The organism is Stenotrophomonas sp. PUT21, assembly GCF_052232875.1.
Lineage (GTDB): Bacteria > Pseudomonadota > Gammaproteobacteria > Xanthomonadales > Xanthomonadaceae > Stenotrophomonas > Stenotrophomonas maltophilia_N.
On the sequence record NZ_CP197645.1, the window covers coordinates 1,347,153 to 1,362,541 of the forward strand.

The 15,389-nt window shown below is 66.6% G+C and carries 11 protein-coding genes; 4 read left to right on the forward strand and 7 right to left on the reverse strand.

Annotation, left to right across the window (positions count from 1 at the left end):
* The first annotated feature begins 13 nt into the window (after positions 1-13).
* Entirely contained in the window at positions 14-1,897 is a 1,884-nt protein-coding gene (locus ACTT2I_RS06510) for an ATP-binding cassette domain-containing protein (protein ID WP_421099513.1), read from the forward strand.
* A gap of 45 nt (positions 1,898-1,942) precedes the next feature.
* Here ACTT2I_RS06510 and ACTT2I_RS06515 read toward each other — a convergent pair whose 3' ends face one another.
* On the reverse strand, positions 1,943-2,404 hold the full coding sequence (locus tag ACTT2I_RS06515; protein WP_088433126.1) for a c-type cytochrome: 462 nt from the start codon (positions 2,402-2,404) through the stop codon (positions 1,943-1,945).
* An 8-nt stretch (positions 2,405-2,412) separates the two neighbouring features.
* Positions 2,413-2,805, reverse strand: a complete 393-nt coding sequence (locus tag ACTT2I_RS06520; RefSeq protein WP_019183109.1) for a c-type cytochrome — start codon at positions 2,803-2,805, stop codon at positions 2,413-2,415.
* Between the two features lie 204 nt (positions 2,806-3,009).
* Between ACTT2I_RS06520 and ACTT2I_RS06525 the strand changes: the two genes are divergently transcribed.
* The 3 genes from ACTT2I_RS06525 to ACTT2I_RS06535 are packed head-to-tail and all read left to right on the forward strand — an operon-like array spanning position 3,010 to position 10,753.
* Positions 3,010-4,155: an efflux RND transporter periplasmic adaptor subunit gene (locus ACTT2I_RS06525; RefSeq protein ID WP_088433125.1), complete on the forward strand. Its 1,146-nt coding sequence runs from the start codon at positions 3,010-3,012 to the stop codon at positions 4,153-4,155.
* The gene (locus ACTT2I_RS06530; RefSeq protein WP_421099512.1) at positions 4,152-7,661 is read left to right on the forward strand and encodes an efflux RND transporter permease subunit; all 3,510 of its coding nucleotides are present in this window, start codon (positions 4,152-4,154) and stop codon (positions 7,659-7,661) included. Before ACTT2I_RS06525 ends, ACTT2I_RS06530 begins: the two co-directional genes overlap by 4 nt.
* Complete coding sequence (locus ACTT2I_RS06535; protein WP_421099511.1) at positions 7,658-10,753, forward strand: efflux RND transporter permease subunit; 3,096 nt, start codon at positions 7,658-7,660, stop codon at positions 10,751-10,753. The genes ACTT2I_RS06530 and ACTT2I_RS06535 overlap by 4 nt, the downstream gene beginning before the upstream one ends.
* 148 nt (positions 10,754-10,901) lie before the next feature.
* Here the strand turns inward: ACTT2I_RS06535 and ACTT2I_RS06540 are convergent, their stop codons facing one another.
* The 5 genes from ACTT2I_RS06540 to ACTT2I_RS06560 form a co-directional block, all read right to left on the reverse strand.
* Positions 10,902-12,134 carry a TraB/GumN family protein gene (locus tag ACTT2I_RS06540; RefSeq protein ID WP_421099510.1) on the reverse strand — a complete coding sequence of 411 codons (1,233 nt, stop codon included), beginning with the start codon at positions 12,132-12,134 and terminating at the stop codon, positions 10,902-10,904.
* On the reverse strand, positions 12,127-12,657 hold the full coding sequence (locus ACTT2I_RS06545) for a GNAT family N-acetyltransferase (RefSeq protein WP_293982341.1): 531 nt from the start codon (positions 12,655-12,657) through the stop codon (positions 12,127-12,129). The genes ACTT2I_RS06540 and ACTT2I_RS06545 overlap by 8 nt, the downstream gene beginning before the upstream one ends.
* A 19-nt stretch (positions 12,658-12,676) precedes the next feature.
* On the reverse strand, positions 12,677-13,564 hold the full coding sequence (locus tag ACTT2I_RS06550; RefSeq protein WP_293982344.1) for a carbon-nitrogen hydrolase: 888 nt from the start codon (positions 13,562-13,564) through the stop codon (positions 12,677-12,679).
* Between the two features lie 345 nt (positions 13,565-13,909).
* Positions 13,910-14,944, reverse strand: a complete 1,035-nt coding sequence (locus tag ACTT2I_RS06555; protein ID WP_421099509.1) for an agmatine deiminase family protein — start codon at positions 14,942-14,944, stop codon at positions 13,910-13,912.
* 46 nt (positions 14,945-14,990) lie between these two features.
* The gene (locus ACTT2I_RS06560) at positions 14,991-15,317 is read right to left on the reverse strand and encodes a hypothetical protein (protein ID WP_421099508.1); all 327 of its coding nucleotides are present in this window, start codon (positions 15,315-15,317) and stop codon (positions 14,991-14,993) included.
* Between the last annotated feature and the right edge of the window lie 72 nt (positions 15,318-15,389).

A 15,389-nucleotide genomic window follows, 5' to 3' on the forward strand; every position in this document is an offset into this window, starting at 1 on the left:
GTACAATGGTCGGATGCCTCTGATTACTCTGCAAAACGTCGACTTCAGCGTCGGCGGCCCCCTGTTGCTGGAAAAAGCCGAACTGTCGATCGAGCCGGGCGAGCGTATCGCCCTGATCGGGCGCAACGGCGCCGGCAAATCGACCCTGCTCAAACTGCTGTCCGGCGATCACAAGCCCGATGACGGCGAAGTCCGCGTGCAGCAGGGGGTGCGCATCACCCGCCTGGAACAGGAGGTGCCGCACGGTGCCGCCGGCAGCGTCTTCGACGTGGTCGCCGATGGCCTGGGCGAACTGGGTCAGTGGCTGGCCGAGTTCCATCACCTGAGCATGGCCGAGGATTTCGATGGCGATGCGCTCTCGGCCGTGCAGGCCAAGATCGATGCCGCCAACGGCTGGGGCCTGGATCAGCGCGTCAGCGAAACCCTGACCAAGCTCGACCTGGATGGCGATGCCGAATTCGCGCGCTTGTCCGGCGGCATGAAGCGCCGCGTGCTGCTCGGCCGCGCGCTGGTGTCCTCGCCGGATCTGCTGCTCCTCGACGAACCGACCAACCACCTGGACATCGAAGCCATCGACTGGCTCGAAATGTTCCTCAAGAACTGGAACGGCAGCGTGGTGTTCGTCACCCATGACCGGCGCTTCCTGCGTGCACTGGCCACTCGCATCGTCGAGATCGACCGCGGCCAGGTCACCAGCTGGCCGGGCGACTGGGCCAACTACGAGCGCCGCCGCGAAGAGCGCATGAACGCGCAGGCCCAGGAAAACGCACGCTTCGACAAACTGCTGGCGCAGGAAGAAATCTGGATCCGCCAGGGCATCAAGGCCCGCCGCACCCGCGATGAAGGCCGTGTGCGCCGCCTCAAGGCGATGCGCAACGATCGTTCGCAGCGCCGCGAACTCGGCGGCAACGTGCGCATGGAAGCCGCGCAGGCGGAGAACTCCGGCAAGAAGGTCATCGACGTCAAGGACATCTCGTTCGCCTTCGGCGAGCGCGTGATGGTCAAGGACTTCAGCACCGTGATCCTGCGCGGCGACCGCATCGGCCTGATCGGGCCGAACGGTAGCGGCAAGACCACGCTGCTCAAGCTGCTGCTGGGCGACCTGCAGCCGCAGAGCGGCGAAGTGCGCGCCGGTACCAACCTGCAGATCGCGTATTTCGATCAGTACCGTGCGGTCCTGCGCGAAGACTGGACTGCCATCGAGAACGTAGCCGAGGGCCGCGATTTCATCGAGTTCAACGGCAAGCGCAAGCACGTGCATGCCTACCTGCAGGACTTCCTGTTCTCGCCCGAGCGCGCCCGCGCGCCGATCACCCGCCTGTCCGGTGGTGAGCGCAACCGGCTGCTGCTGGCCAAGCTGTTCGCGCAGCCGTCCAACCTGCTGGTGATGGATGAACCGACCAACGATCTGGACGTGGAAACGCTTGAGCTGCTCGAAGAGCTGCTGAGCGATTACACCGGCACGCTGCTGCTGGTCAGCCATGACCGTGACTTCCTGGACAACGTGGTGACCTCCACGATGGTGATGGAAGGCGATGGCGTGGTCGGCGAGTACGTGGGCGGCTATACCGACTGGCAGCGCCACGCCGCACGCGTGGCCGCCGCGGCCGCGGCCGCACCGGTGGTGGCAGCCAAGCCTGTCGCGGCGGCGGCTGCCGCGGCCACGCCAGCCGAGCCCAAGCGCAAGCTGAGCTACAAGGATGCGCGTGAGCTGGAACAGCTGCCGCTGAAGATCGAAACGCTGGAGAAAGACGTCGAAGGCCTCACCGCCGCGATGAACGACCCGGCGTTCTATCAGCGCAGCGCGCCCGACATGGCCGCGCACAATGCGAAGCTCGCCAAGGTGCAGGCCGAGCTGGACGCCGCGTACGCGCGCTGGGAAGAGCTGGACGCCTGATCCGGCGATCGATGTAGAGCCGACCGTTGGTCGGCTCCACCGTCGTCATTTCAGGCCGTGCAGATCCCGCAGCTGGGTTGGCCGTGAGCCGAAATACGCGGCCAGATCGGCGATGTCCTGATCGCTCAGGTCGGTCGCCTGCGGGGTCATCAGCGCGTGCTGGCGATCCCCCGCGCGGTAGGCCTGCAGGCTGTGCGCCAGGTAATCCCCGTACTGCCCACCCAGTTTCGGGTAGGTCGGGTCGATCGGCTTGTTGCCGTCCGCCCCATGGCAGTCGATGCAGCTCTGGCCGGTGGCTTTGCCCTTGACCTGGGCACGCGCCTCACCGGCGGCGATGCGACCGGCGGGCAGGCCGGCGGAGGAGCCGGACCCGTGTTCACCACTGGCGTGGCCCGGATCGGCGGCGGAATCTGCGCTGTTCTCCACCTGTGACTGCGAACACGCAGTCATCAGCAGGGCAACGGACAGGGCGATGGCGTAACGCTGGAATGGCGTGGCTTTCGACATGAGCGCGCTTATTTGACGGTGGACAGGTAAACAGCGAGATCGGCGATCTCCTGTTCGCTGAAACTCATCGACTGCGCCTGCATCGTGGGATGCTTGCGCTTGCCGTGGCGGTACTCGGTCAGCGCCTGGCTGAGGTACTCACGGGTCTGCCCGCCGATCTTGGGCACTTTGTAGCTGGGGTAGGCGTTCTTGTACCCGGTGATGCCGTGGCACCCCTGGCACGTATAGGCCAGGACCCGGCCATTGTCGAACCGGCCGGTGACGGCGGCAGGCGCCGGCGCGGTGGCGGCCGGAGCAGGGGTGGCGGGTACAGCAGGAGCGGGTGTTGCGGCCTGTGCGGCGGCCCCGAGGGGCAGGAGGACGGCCAGAACGAGACAAGCGGCGAGCGGCTGCGGGCGCATGATGTCCTTTTCCGATAAACGGGTCTGGTCGTTCCGGCGTGGGGTACGGAACTGGGCCGAGTATAGCCTGCCATTTCATCTAGCTGAAACCGGGCCGGGGAAGCCATCGCCGCAGGTCACCATGACCTTTGGGATATGGTGTGGTCGTGACGTGGTGCATTACTTTGCTACCACACCTGCCCACGCATCCTTAGGGACACGACGATGTCGCGACATTCTTTCCTGCTCGGCCGCACCGGACGCTGTGCCGCTGCATTGCTGATCACTTCCACCCTGCTGCTGAGCGGCTGCGGTGGCGCCGGTCCCGCCGAAGCCAACGCCGCTGAAAAGGACGGCAAGGCCGAAAAGAAGGTCGATGCGGTTCCGGTCGAAGCGGTCGCCGCCAGCCGCCGCGCCGTCGCGGCCAGTTACACCGGCACGGCCGCACTGGAGCCGCGGGGCGAGTCGCAGGTGGTCGCCAAGACCTCCGGCGTCGCACTGGTCGTTCTGGTCGAAGAAGGGCAGCAGGTACGTGCCGGGCAGCCGCTGGTGCGGCTGGATCCGGACCGTGCGCGCCTGGCTGTTGCCCAGAGCGAAGCGCAGATGCGCAAGCTGGAAAACAATTACCAGCGGGCCCACAAGCTGGTCGGCCAGCAGATGGTCAGCGCCGCCGATGTCGATCAGATCAAGTACGACCTCGACAACGCCCGCGCGCAGTACCGGCTGGCCACGCTGGAACTGTCCTACACCACGGTGATCGCGCCGATCTCGGGCGTGATCGCCTCGCGCTCGATCAAGACCGGCAACTTCGTGCAGATCAACACACCGATCTTCCGCATCGTCGACAACTCGCGCCTGGAAGCCACGCTCAACGTGCCCGAGCGCGAGCTGGCCACGCTGCGCCCGGGCCAGCCGGTGACGCTGATCGCCGATGCGCTGCCGGGCAAGACCTTCCCGGGCACGGTGGACCGCATCTCGCCGGTGGTCGATGCCGGCAGCGGCACCTTCCGCGTGGTCAGCGGCTTCGGCGAAGATGCTGAAGGCCTGCAGCCGGGCATGTTCGGCCGCATCCGCATCGACTACGACCAGCGCGCCGACGCGCTGGTGGTGCCGCGCCTGGCGCTGCTCGATGACGGTGAGCCGGCGGTATTCCGCGTCCGCGATGGCAAGGCGGCGCGCGTGCCGGTCAAGCTCGGCTATGCCGAAGGCCCGTGGGTGGAAATCCGCGAAGGCTTGGCCGCCGGTGATCAGGTGGTCACCGCCGGCAAGGTGGCGCTGCGCGATGGCACTGCGGTGCAGGTGATCGGCGCCAAGCCGGCCGCCACCGCTGCTGCCAAGCCGGCACCGGCCAAGGCGGAGAGCCGTCAATGACAGCGGCCGGCAACGACCACGGCAACGATCCGCACCAGGGTGATCGCCCCGGTGCCCACGGCGGCGGCCTGGTGGAGTTCGCCACCCGCCGCCGCGTCACCATCGCGATGTTCACCGTCACGCTGATGCTGTTCGGCTTCATCGCGCTGGGCAATCTCAAGGTCAACCTGCTGCCCGACCTGAGCTACCCGACCCTGACCGTGCGCACCGAGTACACCGGTGCGGCCCCGGCGGAAATCGAAACGCTGATCACCGAGCCGGTCGAAGAGGCCGTCGGCGTGGTCAAGAACCTGCGCAAGCTCAAATCGATCTCGCGTACCGGGCAGAGCGATGTCGTGCTCGAGTTCGCCTGGGGCACCAACATGGACCAGGCCAGCCTGGAGGTGCGCGACAAGATGGAAGCGCTGAACCTGCCGCTGGAGGCGAAATCTCCGGTGCTGCTGCGCTTCAATCCGTCCACCGAACCGATCATGCGCCTGGTGATCTCGGCCAAAACCGATCCGTCCAGCGATGCCGAGGCCGTGCGCCAGCTCACCGAGCTGCGCCGCTATGCCGATGAAGACCTGAAGAAGAAGCTGGAGCCGGTCACCGGTGTGGCGGCGGTGAAGGTCGGCGGCGGTCTGGAGGATGAAATCCAGGTCGACATCGACCAGCAGAAGCTGGCCCAGCTCAACCTGCCGATCGACAACGTCATCAAGCGGCTCAAGGAAGAGAACATCAACATCTCCGGCGGCCGCCTGGAGGAAGGTTCGCAGCGCTACCTGGTGCGCACGGTCAACCAGTTCGCCGATCTGGAGGACATCCGCAACCTGCTGGTGACCACGCAGAGCAGCAATGGCAGTGCCGCCGATGCAGCGATGCAGCAGATGTTCGCGATCGCTGCCTCGACCGGCTCGGATGCTGCGGTCGCTGCGGCCTCGGCGGCCCAGAGCGCATCCAGCAGCAGTTCCACCAACATCGCCAACGGCGTGCCGGTGCGGCTCAAGGATGTCGCCACCGTGCGTCAGGGTTACAAGGAGCGCGAAGCGATCATCCGCCTGGGCGGCAAGGAAGCGGTCGAGCTGGCGATCTACAAGGAGGGCGATGCCAACACGGTCTCGACCGCCGAAGCGCTGCGTGCGCGCCTGGAGCAGATCAAGGGCCAGGTGCCCGGCGATGCCGAGCTGACCACGATCGAAGACCAGTCGCGCTTCATCGAACACGCCATCAGCGACGTCAAGAAGGACGCGGTGATCGGCGGCATCCTCGCCATCCTGATCATCTTCCTGTTCCTGCGCGATGGCTGGAGCACGTTCGTGATCAGCCTGTCGCTGCCGGTCTCGATCATCACCACGTTCTTCTTCATGGGTCAGCTGGGCCTGAGCTTGAACGTGATGTCGCTGGGCGGTCTGGCGCTGGCCACCGGCCTGGTGGTGGATGACTCGATCGTGGTGCTGGAGAGCATCGCCAAGGCACGCGAGCGCGGCCTGAGCATCCTGCAGGCGGCCATCGCCGGCACCCGCGAAGTGAGCATGGCCGTGGTCGCCTCCACCCTGACCACCATTGCGGTGTTCCTGCCGCTGGTGTTCGTCGATGGCATCGCCGGCCAGCTGTTCCGCGACCAGGCGCTGACGGTTGCGATCGCGATTGCGATCTCGCTGCTGGTCTCGATGACCCTGATTCCGATGCTGAGCTCGCTCAAGGGCCGCCCGCCGCTGGCCTTCCCCGAAGAACCCGCGCATCAGCCGTGGCAGCCGGACAGCCGCTGGCTGAAGCCGGTCGCCGGCAGCCGTCGCGGCGTGGGCACCCTGGTGCGCTGGATCTGCTTCGGGATTGCCTGGTCGGTGATCCGCGTCTGGCGCGGCCTGGTGGGCGTGGTCGGGCCGGTGATGCGCAAGGCCAGCGATGTGGCGATGAAGCCTTACGCCGGTGCCGAGCGCGGTTACCTCAAGCTGCTGCCGGGCGCGCTGCACCACCCGGGCAAGGTGCTGGGCCTGGCCGCGCTGGCGTTCATCGGCACGATGGCGCTGGTGCCGATGCTGGGGGCGGACCTGATCCCGCAGCTGGCCCAGGACCGCTTCGAAATGACCGCCAAGCTGCCGGCCGGCACGCCGCTGAAGCAGACTGACGCGCTGGTCCGTGAAATGCAGCTGGCCCACGCCAAGGACGACAGCATCGCCTCGCTGTACGGCGTCAGTGGCAGCGGCACCCGGCTGGATGCCAGCCCGACCGAGAGTGGCGAGAACATCGGCAAGCTGACCGTGGTGATGGCCGGGGGCGGCAACGCGCGCACCGAAGCGGCGATCACCGAGCGCCTGCGCGAATCGATGCAGCAGCACCCCGGCGTGCAGGTCGACTTCGCCCGCCCGGCGCTCTTCAGCTTCTCCACCCCTCTGGAAGTGGAGCTGCGCGGCCAGGACATGGCCACGCTGGAAACCGCCGGCAAGGCACTGGCCGCGATGCTGCGCAACAACCCGCATTACGCCGACGTCAAATCCACGGTGGAAGAGGGCTTCCCGGAGATCCAGATCCGCTTCGACCAGGAACGCGCCGGTGCGCTCGGCCTGACCACGCGGCAGATCGCCGATGTGGTGGTCAAGAAGGTGCGCGGTGACGTGGCCACGCGCTACAGCTTCCGTGACCGCAAGATCGACGTGCTGGTTCGTGCGCAGGAAGGCGACCGGGCCAGCGTGGACAGCATCCGCCGCCTGATCGTCAATCCGGGCAGCACCCGGCCGGTGACGCTGGATTCGGTGGCCGAGGTGGTCGCCACCAACGGCCCCAGCGAGATCCATCGCGCCGACCAGACCCGCGTGGCGGTGGTCTCGGCCAACCTGCGCGACATCGACCTCGGCGGTGCCGTGCGCGAAGTGCAGGACATGGTCGCCAAGCAGCCGCTGGGCGCGGGTGTGGGCATGCACATCGGCGGGCAGGGCGAGGAGCTGGCCGACTCGGCACGCTCGCTGATCTTCGCCTTCGGCCTGGCGATCTTCCTGGTGTACCTGGTGATGGCCTCGCAGTTCGAATCGCTGCTGCACCCGTTCGTCATCCTGTTCACCATTCCGCTGGCGCTGGTTGGTGCGATCCTGGCCCTGATGCTGACCGGCAAGCCGATCTCGGTGGTGGTGTTCATCGGCCTGATCCTGCTGGTGGGCCTGGTGACGAAGAACGCGATCATCCTGATCGACAAGGTCAACCAGCTGCGCGAGGCGGGCGTGCCCAAGCGCGAGGCGCTGGTGGAAGGTGCACGCTCGCGCCTGCGGCCGATCATCATGACCACGCTGTGCACGCTGTTCGGCTTCCTGCCACTCGCGGTGGCGATGGGCGAGGGCGCCGAAGTGCGCGCGCCGATGGCGATCACCGTGATCGGTGGCCTGCTGGTCTCCACCCTGCTGACCCTGGTGGTGATCCCGGTGGTGTACGACCTGCTCGACCGTCGCGGCGATGCCTACTACCGCGAGCGCGGGCGCCACCTCAAGACGCCGCTGGCCGATACCGGCCATGACACCGCACAGGAGCCGGCATGAGCATTGCCGAGTTCTCCATCCGCCGGCCCATCACCACGATCATGTGTTTTGTGTCGTTGGCGGTGGTGGGCCTGATCGCCTCGTTCCGGCTGCCGCTGGAGGCGCTGCCGGACATCTCCGCACCGTTCCTGTTCGTGCAGGTGCCGTATACCGGCTCCACCCCGGAAGAGGTCGAGCGCAACATCATCCGGCCGACCGAAGAAGCGCTGGCAACGATGACCGGGATCAAGCGCATGCGCTCCTCGGCCACCTCCGAAGGCGCCAGCATCTTCATCGAATTCACCGACTGGGACCGCGACATCGCCATCGCGGCGTCCGATGCCCGTGAGCGCATCGATGCGATCCGCAGCGACCTGCCTGACGACCTGCAGCGCTACAACGTGTTCAAGTGGTCCAGCAGCGACGACCCGGTGCTGAAGGTACGCCTGGCCAGTGCGACGGACCTGACCGGCGCGTACGACATGCTCGACCGCGAGTTCAAGCGGCGGATCGAACGCATCCCCGGCGTGGCGCGGGTCAACATCTCCGGTGCCCCGCCGAATGAGGTCGAGATCGCGATCAGCCCGGACCGGTTGACCGCGCACAACCTGAGCATCAACGAACTCAGCGACCGTCTGCGCACGCTGAACTTCTCGATCTCGGCCGGACAGATCGACGACAACGGCCAGCGCGTGCGCATCCAGCCGGTGGGCGAGATCACCGACCTGCAGGAACTGCGCGATCTGGTCATCGACAACAAGGGCCTGCGCCTGGGCGACATCGCCGAGATCCGGCTCAAACCCACGCGCATGAACTACGGCCGGCGCCTGGACGGCAACCCGGCGGTGGGCCTGGACATCTTCAAGGAGCGCAGCGCCAACCTGGTGGAAGTCTCGCGTGCGGCATTGGCCGAGGTCGAGGCGATCCGCAAGCAGCCCTCCATGCGCGATGTGCAGATCAAGGTCATCGACAACCAGGGCAAGATGGTGACGTCCTCGCTGCTGGAGCTGGCCGAGGCCGGCGCGGTGGGGCTGCTGCTGTCGATCACGGTGCTGTTCTTCTTCCTGCGCCATTGGCCGTCCACGCTGATGGTGACCCTGGCGATCCCGATCTGTTTCGTGATCACGCTGGGCTTCATGTACTTCGCCGGTGTCACCCTCAACATCCTGACCATGATGGGGCTGCTGCTGGCGGTTGGCATGCTGGTGGACAACGCCGTGGTGGTGGTGGAGAGCATCTACCAGGAACGCGAGCGGATGCCCGACCAGCCGCGGCTGGCTTCGATCATCGGCACCCGCAACGTGGCCATCGCGCTGAGCGCCGGTACGCTGTGCCACTGCATCGTATTCGTGCCGAACCTGTTCGGCGAGACCAACAACATCAGCATCTTCATGTCGCAGATCGCGATCACGATCTCGGTCTCGCTGCTGGCCTCCTGGCTGGTCGCGGTGAGCCTGATCCCGATGCTGTCCGCGCGCATGCAGACCCCCAAGCTGGTGCATTCCAACAGCGGCGTGATCGCCCGCCTGCAGCGCCGCTACGCCACGCTGCTGCAGTGGACCCTGGAGCACCGCGGCTGGAGCGTGTTCGGCATCGTGATGGTGATCCTGATCAGCCTGGTGCCGATGAAGCTGACCAAGATCGACATGTTCGGTGGCGAGGGCGGCCACGAGGTGTTCATCGGCTACAACTGGAAAGGCGCCTACACCTTCGGCCAGATGTCCGAGGAAGTGGCCCGCGTCGAACGCTACCTGGACGATCACCGCCAGGAGCTGCATATCACCCAGGTGTACTCCTGGTACAGCGAGCAGGAAGGCAGCAGCACGATCGTGACCTTCGACACCGAGCACGCCAAGAACATGCCGGCCGTGCAGGAGGCGCTGCGCAAGGGCCTGCCGCGTTCGGCGCGTGCCGATTACGTGGTCGGCAACTCCGGCGACGGCGGTGGCGGTAGAAACAACCAGGTGCAGGTGCAGCTGGTCGGCGACTCGACCAAGATGCTGCAGGAGATCGGCGAGGAAGTGGTGCCGCTGCTGGCCCAGCGCAAGGAACTGCGCGACGTGCGCATCGACAACGGCGAGAAGGGCAGTGAGCTGTCCATCCATGTGGACCGCGAGCGCGCGGCGGCGTTCGGCTTCAATGCCGAGCAGGTGGCCAGCTTCGTCGGCCTGGCCCTGCGGGGCGCACCACTGCGCGAGTTCCGCCGCGGCGACAGCGAAGTACCGGTATGGGTGCGCTTCGCCGGTGCCGAGCAGAGCAGCCCGGAGGACCTGGCCAGCTACACCGTGCGCACTGGCGATGGCCGCTCGGTACCCCTGCTGAGCCTGGTCGATGTGGCGATCAAGCCTTCGGCCACCCAGATCGGCCGCACCAACCGTCAGACCACGCTGACCATCAAGGCCAACCTGGCCGAGAAGGTGACCGTGCCCGACGGTCGCAAGGCGATGGAGGAAACGCTCAAGCCGATGAGCTTCCCGGCCGGCTACACCTTCAGCTTCGACGGCGGCGACTACGGCGATGACAACGAAGCGATGGCGCAGATGATGTTCAATCTGGTGATCGCGCTGGTGATGATCTACGTGGTGATGGCGGCCGTGTTCGAGTCGCTGCTGTTCCCGGCCGCGATCATGAGCGGCGTGCTGTTTTCGATCTTCGGGGTGTTCTGGCTGTTCTGGATCACCGGCACCTCGTTCGGGATCATGTCCTTCATCGGCATCCTGGTGTTGATGGGCGTGGTGGTGAACAACGGCATCGTGATGATCGAGCACATCAACAACCTGCGCCGCCGCGGCATGGGCCGGACCCAGGCCCTGGTGGAAGGCTCACGCGAGCGCCTGCGCCCGATCATGATGACGATGGGGACCGCGATCCTGGCGATGATCCCGATTTCCATGACCGACACCCAGCTGCTCGGCAACGGCCCGCCGTACTACCCGATGGCCCGCGCCATCGCCGGCGGCCTGGCGTTCTCCACGGTGGTCAGCCTGCTGTTCCTGCCGACCATCTACGCCATGCTCGATGACATGAGCACGGCGGTGTCGCGGATCATCCAGCGCGCGCGCGGCCGCGGCGTCGAAGCCCCGGTGGTCGAGCCGGGCGCAGAATCGGTGTGAGGGTGCATGGAGGCCCGTTGGGCGGGCCTCCTTTTTTCGCGAACGCATCCATGCATGGCGTGGATCTACACACTACCCGGGGCTCCACATCCGGGCACAAAAAAGGCCACGCAATGCGTGGCCTTTCGATTCACAGCCGGCGCGGAAATCAGCCCGCCACCTTCCCCCACACCTGGAACCCGGTCAGCCACAACCCGAGCATGCTGCCCAGGTTGGTCAGCATGAAGGTCAGCACCACACGGGTCACCCGGTTGCGGTACCAGCCCCTGACGCTCTGCGCGTCATCGCGCAGCTTCAGGAAATCCTCGTAGGCCGGCTTGCGCAGGCGCGCTTCCACCAGCGCGGAGAACGCACCGGTTGGGATGCTCAGGCGGAACGGCTTGAACGGCGCCACCACGATCGCGGTCAGGATGCTCAGCGGGTGGCTGCCGGCCAACAGGCAGCCCAGGCCCGCCAGGCCACCGGTATACATCGCCCAGACCGCCAGCAGCTCGCTGCCGACGCCCAGGCCACCGCGGTAGAAGCCCACGCCGATGCCGGTCAGCACGATGGCCAGGATCGCCAGCGTGATCCACGGAATGTTGCGCTTCTTGGGCACGTCTTCCAGCGACTCGCGCAGCGGGCCCGGCGCGTCGGTGTCGGTTTCCAGGTACTTGGCCAGGCCGGCCAGATGACCGGCACCAACAACGGCCAGCACTTCGCGCTGGGCCGGGTCATGCACTTCACGCAGGCGCGTGGCCATGTAGCGGTCGCGCTCGCCGATGATGGTTTCGTACAGGGCCGGGCTCTCGCTGGCGAACTCGCCGAAGCTGGCTTCGAGCATGTCGCCCTGCTTGAGCTTCTCGATCTCGTCTTCGCCAACTTCCTCGGAGGCGAACAGGCCAGCGCCCAGGCCCATCACCAGCTTGATCTTGCCGAAGAAGCCCAGCCGCTGCGAAGCGCGCTTGAAGGTCAGGCCGACCTCGCGGTCGATCAGGTGCACCGGCAGGTTGCGTTCGTTGGCCATCACCACCGCGCGCTTGAGCTCGGCACCCGGCTCGATCTCCAGCTGCTCGGCCAGGCGGCGCTGGTAGGCGGCCAAGGCCAGGTTGGCCGCAAACAGGGCGACGCGACCCTTGCGGATCACCTCGACCAGATCCAGCTTGGCCAGTGCGTCCGGGTTGGTCAGTGCCTGCAGGCGCTGCGCGTCCAGTTCGACCGCGACCGCATCGAAGCGGCCACTTTCGATCGCACGTTCCACGGCTTCCACGCTGGCCTGCGAGACGTGCGCAGTGCCCAGCAGGGTATAGCGCACGCCATCGCGTTCGACGATGCGAACGGGCTGGCCGGCGAACAACGTGTCGCCGGCGTCAATCAGGGTATCGGTCATTGCATCATTCATTCGAAGGGGCGCTGTCGGCACCATCGCCGAGCGCGCGCTGCATCTGGACGGTATCCAGCCAGCGGCCATGCTTGCGGCCGAGGCCGCGGAAAACGCCGACGGTATGGAAACCGAAACGCTCGTGCAGTTTGATGGAGGCGGTGTTGGTCGGCTCGCCGATGACGGCCACCATCTGCCGGTAACCGCGTGCGACGCAGGCATCGATCAGGCCCTGCATCAGCGCGGTGCCGACGCCGCGGCCCTGGAAGGCCGCATCCACGTAGACCGAGTTCTCCACGGTCCACTGGTAGGCGATCCGGCCGCGGTAGGTATTGGCGTAGGCATAACCGGCCACCTGACCATCGACCTCGGCCACGATGTACGGAAACCCACGGCCGACGATGTCCTGCATGCGGCGGCGCATTTCCGCCGCATCCGGAATCTCGTACTCGTAGGTGTTGACGAAGTCGGTCACTTCCACCGCATAGATCGCGGTGATGGCCGCGATATCGGCATCGGTGGCGTCGCGCAGCTGCACGGTCACGGTGGGGTGTCCTGGTGGGTCAGTCGATGTAGCGCTTGAGCAGATCGCCGTATGCATCGATGCGGCGATCACGCAGGAACGGCCAGATGCGGCGGACGTGTTCGCTGCGCTGCAGGTCCACATCGCAGACCAGCACGGTCGGCTCGCCACCGGCTTCGGCGATGAACTCGCCCTGCGGGCCAAGCACATGGCTGTTGCCCCAGAACTGGATGCCCGACGCGCCCAGCGGCGAGGCCTCATGGCCAACACGGTTGCAGCTCAGCACCGGCACGCCGTTGGCCACGGCATGGCCACGATGGCTGAGCACCCACGCATCGCGCTGGCGGCCCTGCTCATCCTGCTGGTCATCCGGGTCCCAGCCGATCGCGGTGGGGTAAAGCAGCAGCTCGGCACCGGCCAGCGCCATCAGGCGGGCGGCTTCCGGATACCACTGGTCCCAGCACACGAGCACGCCAAGGCGACCCACCGAAGTGTCGATCGGGGTGAAACCCAGATCGCCCGGGGTGAAGTAGAACTTCTCGTAGAAGCCCGGATCGTCCGGAATGTGCATCTTGCGGTACTTGCCGAGCAGCGTGCCGTCTTTCTCGAAGACCACGGCCGTGTTGTGGTACAGCCCGGCCGCGCGGCGCTCGAACAGCGACCCGACGATCACCACGCTGTGCTTCCTGGCCAATGCGCCCAGGCGCTCGGTGCTCGGGCCCGGGATCGGCTCGGCCAGATCGAACTCATCGACCGACTCGTGCTGGCAGAAGTACGCACCGTTGTGCAGCTCCTGTAGCAGGATCAGCTTGGCACCCTGCGCGGCCGCTTCAGCCACGCGCGCTTCGATGACGGCCAGGTTGGCCTCGGCATCGCCGTGGTTGCGCTCCTGGATCAGGGCGACGGAAAGGGTGTGGCGTGAGCTCATCCGGACACGGTCCTGCAAGGGGAAAAACGCAGTTTATCTCGGATGGGTGCACGCAGCGTGCTGGCTGCTAAATGGGTGACACCCACGCGTCGGCAGTGCCGGCCGCTGGCCGGCTCCGCAGGGTGACTGGAACGTCAGCAGTCAGGCCACGACCATCCGTCGTGGCCCGTCGCTCTTCCGTCGGCGGCCAGTGCACTGTCGAAGGGATGGCGGGGGCGGAGGTGCGGGACCGTCAGGGCGCCATGGATGGCGCCCACGAGCCCCCAGGGATGGGTTTACGGCGCGTCCCGCACCTCCGCCCCCGCCAGCCCAGCCTCCGCAGCCTTCCGGCCGCGTGCTTTGCTGTCAGGCCAGCAACCCCGCCGGCAGCTGCATCGTGATGCAGTGCAGGCTGCCGTTCTGCCAGATCAGCGAGCGGCACGGCACCGGCACGATCTGGCGGTCCGGATAGGCCTGCGCCAGCACCGCGCGTGCAGCCTCGTCCGCAACATCCCCATAGGCCGGCATCAACACCGCGCCATTGAGGATCAGATAGTTCGCATAGGAAGCGGCCAGGCGTCGACCTTCATCGATCACCGGCTGCGCCCACGGCAGCGGGAACAGGCGGTACGGCTGGCCGTCGGCGGTACGCAGCGCCGCCAGTTCAGCGCCCATCGCCTGCAGTTCGGCGTAGTGCGAATCGCTGGCGTCATCGCAGGCCTGGTAGACGATGCTGTCGGTCGAGGCGAAGCGGGCCAGGGTATCGATGTGGGCGTCGGTGTCGTCGCCTTCCAGATAGCCATGGTCCAGCCACAGCACACGCTCCTGGGCCAGCCAGGTGGCCAGGTCCGCGCTGAGCGATTCGCGGCTGCGGTCCGGATGACGCTCGTGCAGGCACTGCCAGGTGGTCAGCAGGGTGCCGGCGCCGTCGGTCTCGATGCCGCCGCCTTCCAGGGCGAACGGAATGCTCTGCAGCTCGGCATTGTTGAACAGGCCTGCGGCATGCAGCACGCCGACCAGCTGGTCATCCAGGCTGGCGTCGAACTTGCCGCCCCAGCCGGTGAAGCGGAAGTCCAGCAGGCGGAAGCCGCCATCGGCACGCTTGAGCGTGATCGGGCCGGAATCGCGCAGCCAGGTGTCGTCATACTGGGCGGTCACGAACCGCACGCGGTCCGTATCGATCCGGTTCGAGCGCAGGCGCGCATCGGCGTACGCCTCCAGGTCGTCGTCGGCGACGATGATCACCACCGGCTGGAAGCGGGTGATGGCCGCGACGAGCGCGATGTAGGTGTCCTCGACGTCACCCAGGCGGTCGGCCCAGTCGGTGTCGGCGTGGGGCCAGGCGATCAGGATGGCGGACTGGGATTCCCATTCGGCCGGAAAGCGGAGCGTGTCGTTCATGATCTCGATGCGATGGCCCGCCGGCTGGCGGGCAAAGGGAAAGGGGTCAGCGGATCGGCGGTTTCGGCCCGATCTCGTTGGCGTCGGCGCGGTTGGCCACCACGTCGATCACCTTCTGCTTTTCGAAGTAGACGGTGAACTGCGGGTAGACCCAGCGGTTGATCGTCGGCCACTGGCGCTTCTGCCCGCCGCGCGGTTCCAGGCGCTCGCCCGGGTCGCCGAACTGGGCCTGGACCTGCTGCATGCTCTGGCCGCGGACGGGCAGGGCGATGGCGGGCTTTTCACGGCTGCGGTCGATCAGCAGGGTGTCGGCGTGGGCGCTGGAGATGGCCAGTACGGCCAGCAACGGCAAGGTGCTCAGGTAACGCTTCATCTCGATCTACTCCCCAGTGGTCAAGAAGGTGGAAGGTCCCGCGGCAGCCGGTCTGACAACCGCTGGCCGAGG

Bases quoted from the DNA above. Each gene is read 5' to 3' on its own strand.
- ACTT2I_RS06510 (WP_421099513.1), top strand. From the start codon at position 14: ATGCCTCTGATTACTCTGCAAAACGTCGACTTCAGCGTCGGCGGCCCC.
- ACTT2I_RS06515 (WP_088433126.1), bottom strand. From the start codon at position 2,404: ATGTCGAAAGCCACGCCATTCCAGCGTTACGCCATCGCCCTGTCCGTT.
- ACTT2I_RS06520 (WP_019183109.1), bottom strand. From the start codon at position 2,805: ATGCGCCCGCAGCCGCTCGCCGCTTGTCTCGTTCTGGCCGTCCTCCTG.
- ACTT2I_RS06525 (WP_088433125.1), top strand. From the start codon at position 3,010: ATGTCGCGACATTCTTTCCTGCTCGGCCGCACCGGACGCTGTGCCGCT.
- ACTT2I_RS06530 (WP_421099512.1), top strand. From the start codon at position 4,152: ATGACAGCGGCCGGCAACGACCACGGCAACGATCCGCACCAGGGTGAT.
- ACTT2I_RS06535 (WP_421099511.1), top strand. From the start codon at position 7,658: ATGAGCATTGCCGAGTTCTCCATCCGCCGGCCCATCACCACGATCATG.
- ACTT2I_RS06540 (WP_421099510.1), bottom strand. From the start codon at position 12,134: ATGAATGATGCAATGACCGATACCCTGATTGACGCCGGCGACACGTTG.
- ACTT2I_RS06550 (WP_293982344.1), bottom strand. From the start codon at position 13,564: ATGAGCTCACGCCACACCCTTTCCGTCGCCCTGATCCAGGAGCGCAAC.
- ACTT2I_RS06555 (WP_421099509.1), bottom strand. From the start codon at position 14,944: ATGAACGACACGCTCCGCTTTCCGGCCGAATGGGAATCCCAGTCCGCC.
- ACTT2I_RS06560 (WP_421099508.1), bottom strand. From the start codon at position 15,317: ATGAAGCGTTACCTGAGCACCTTGCCGTTGCTGGCCGTACTGGCCATC.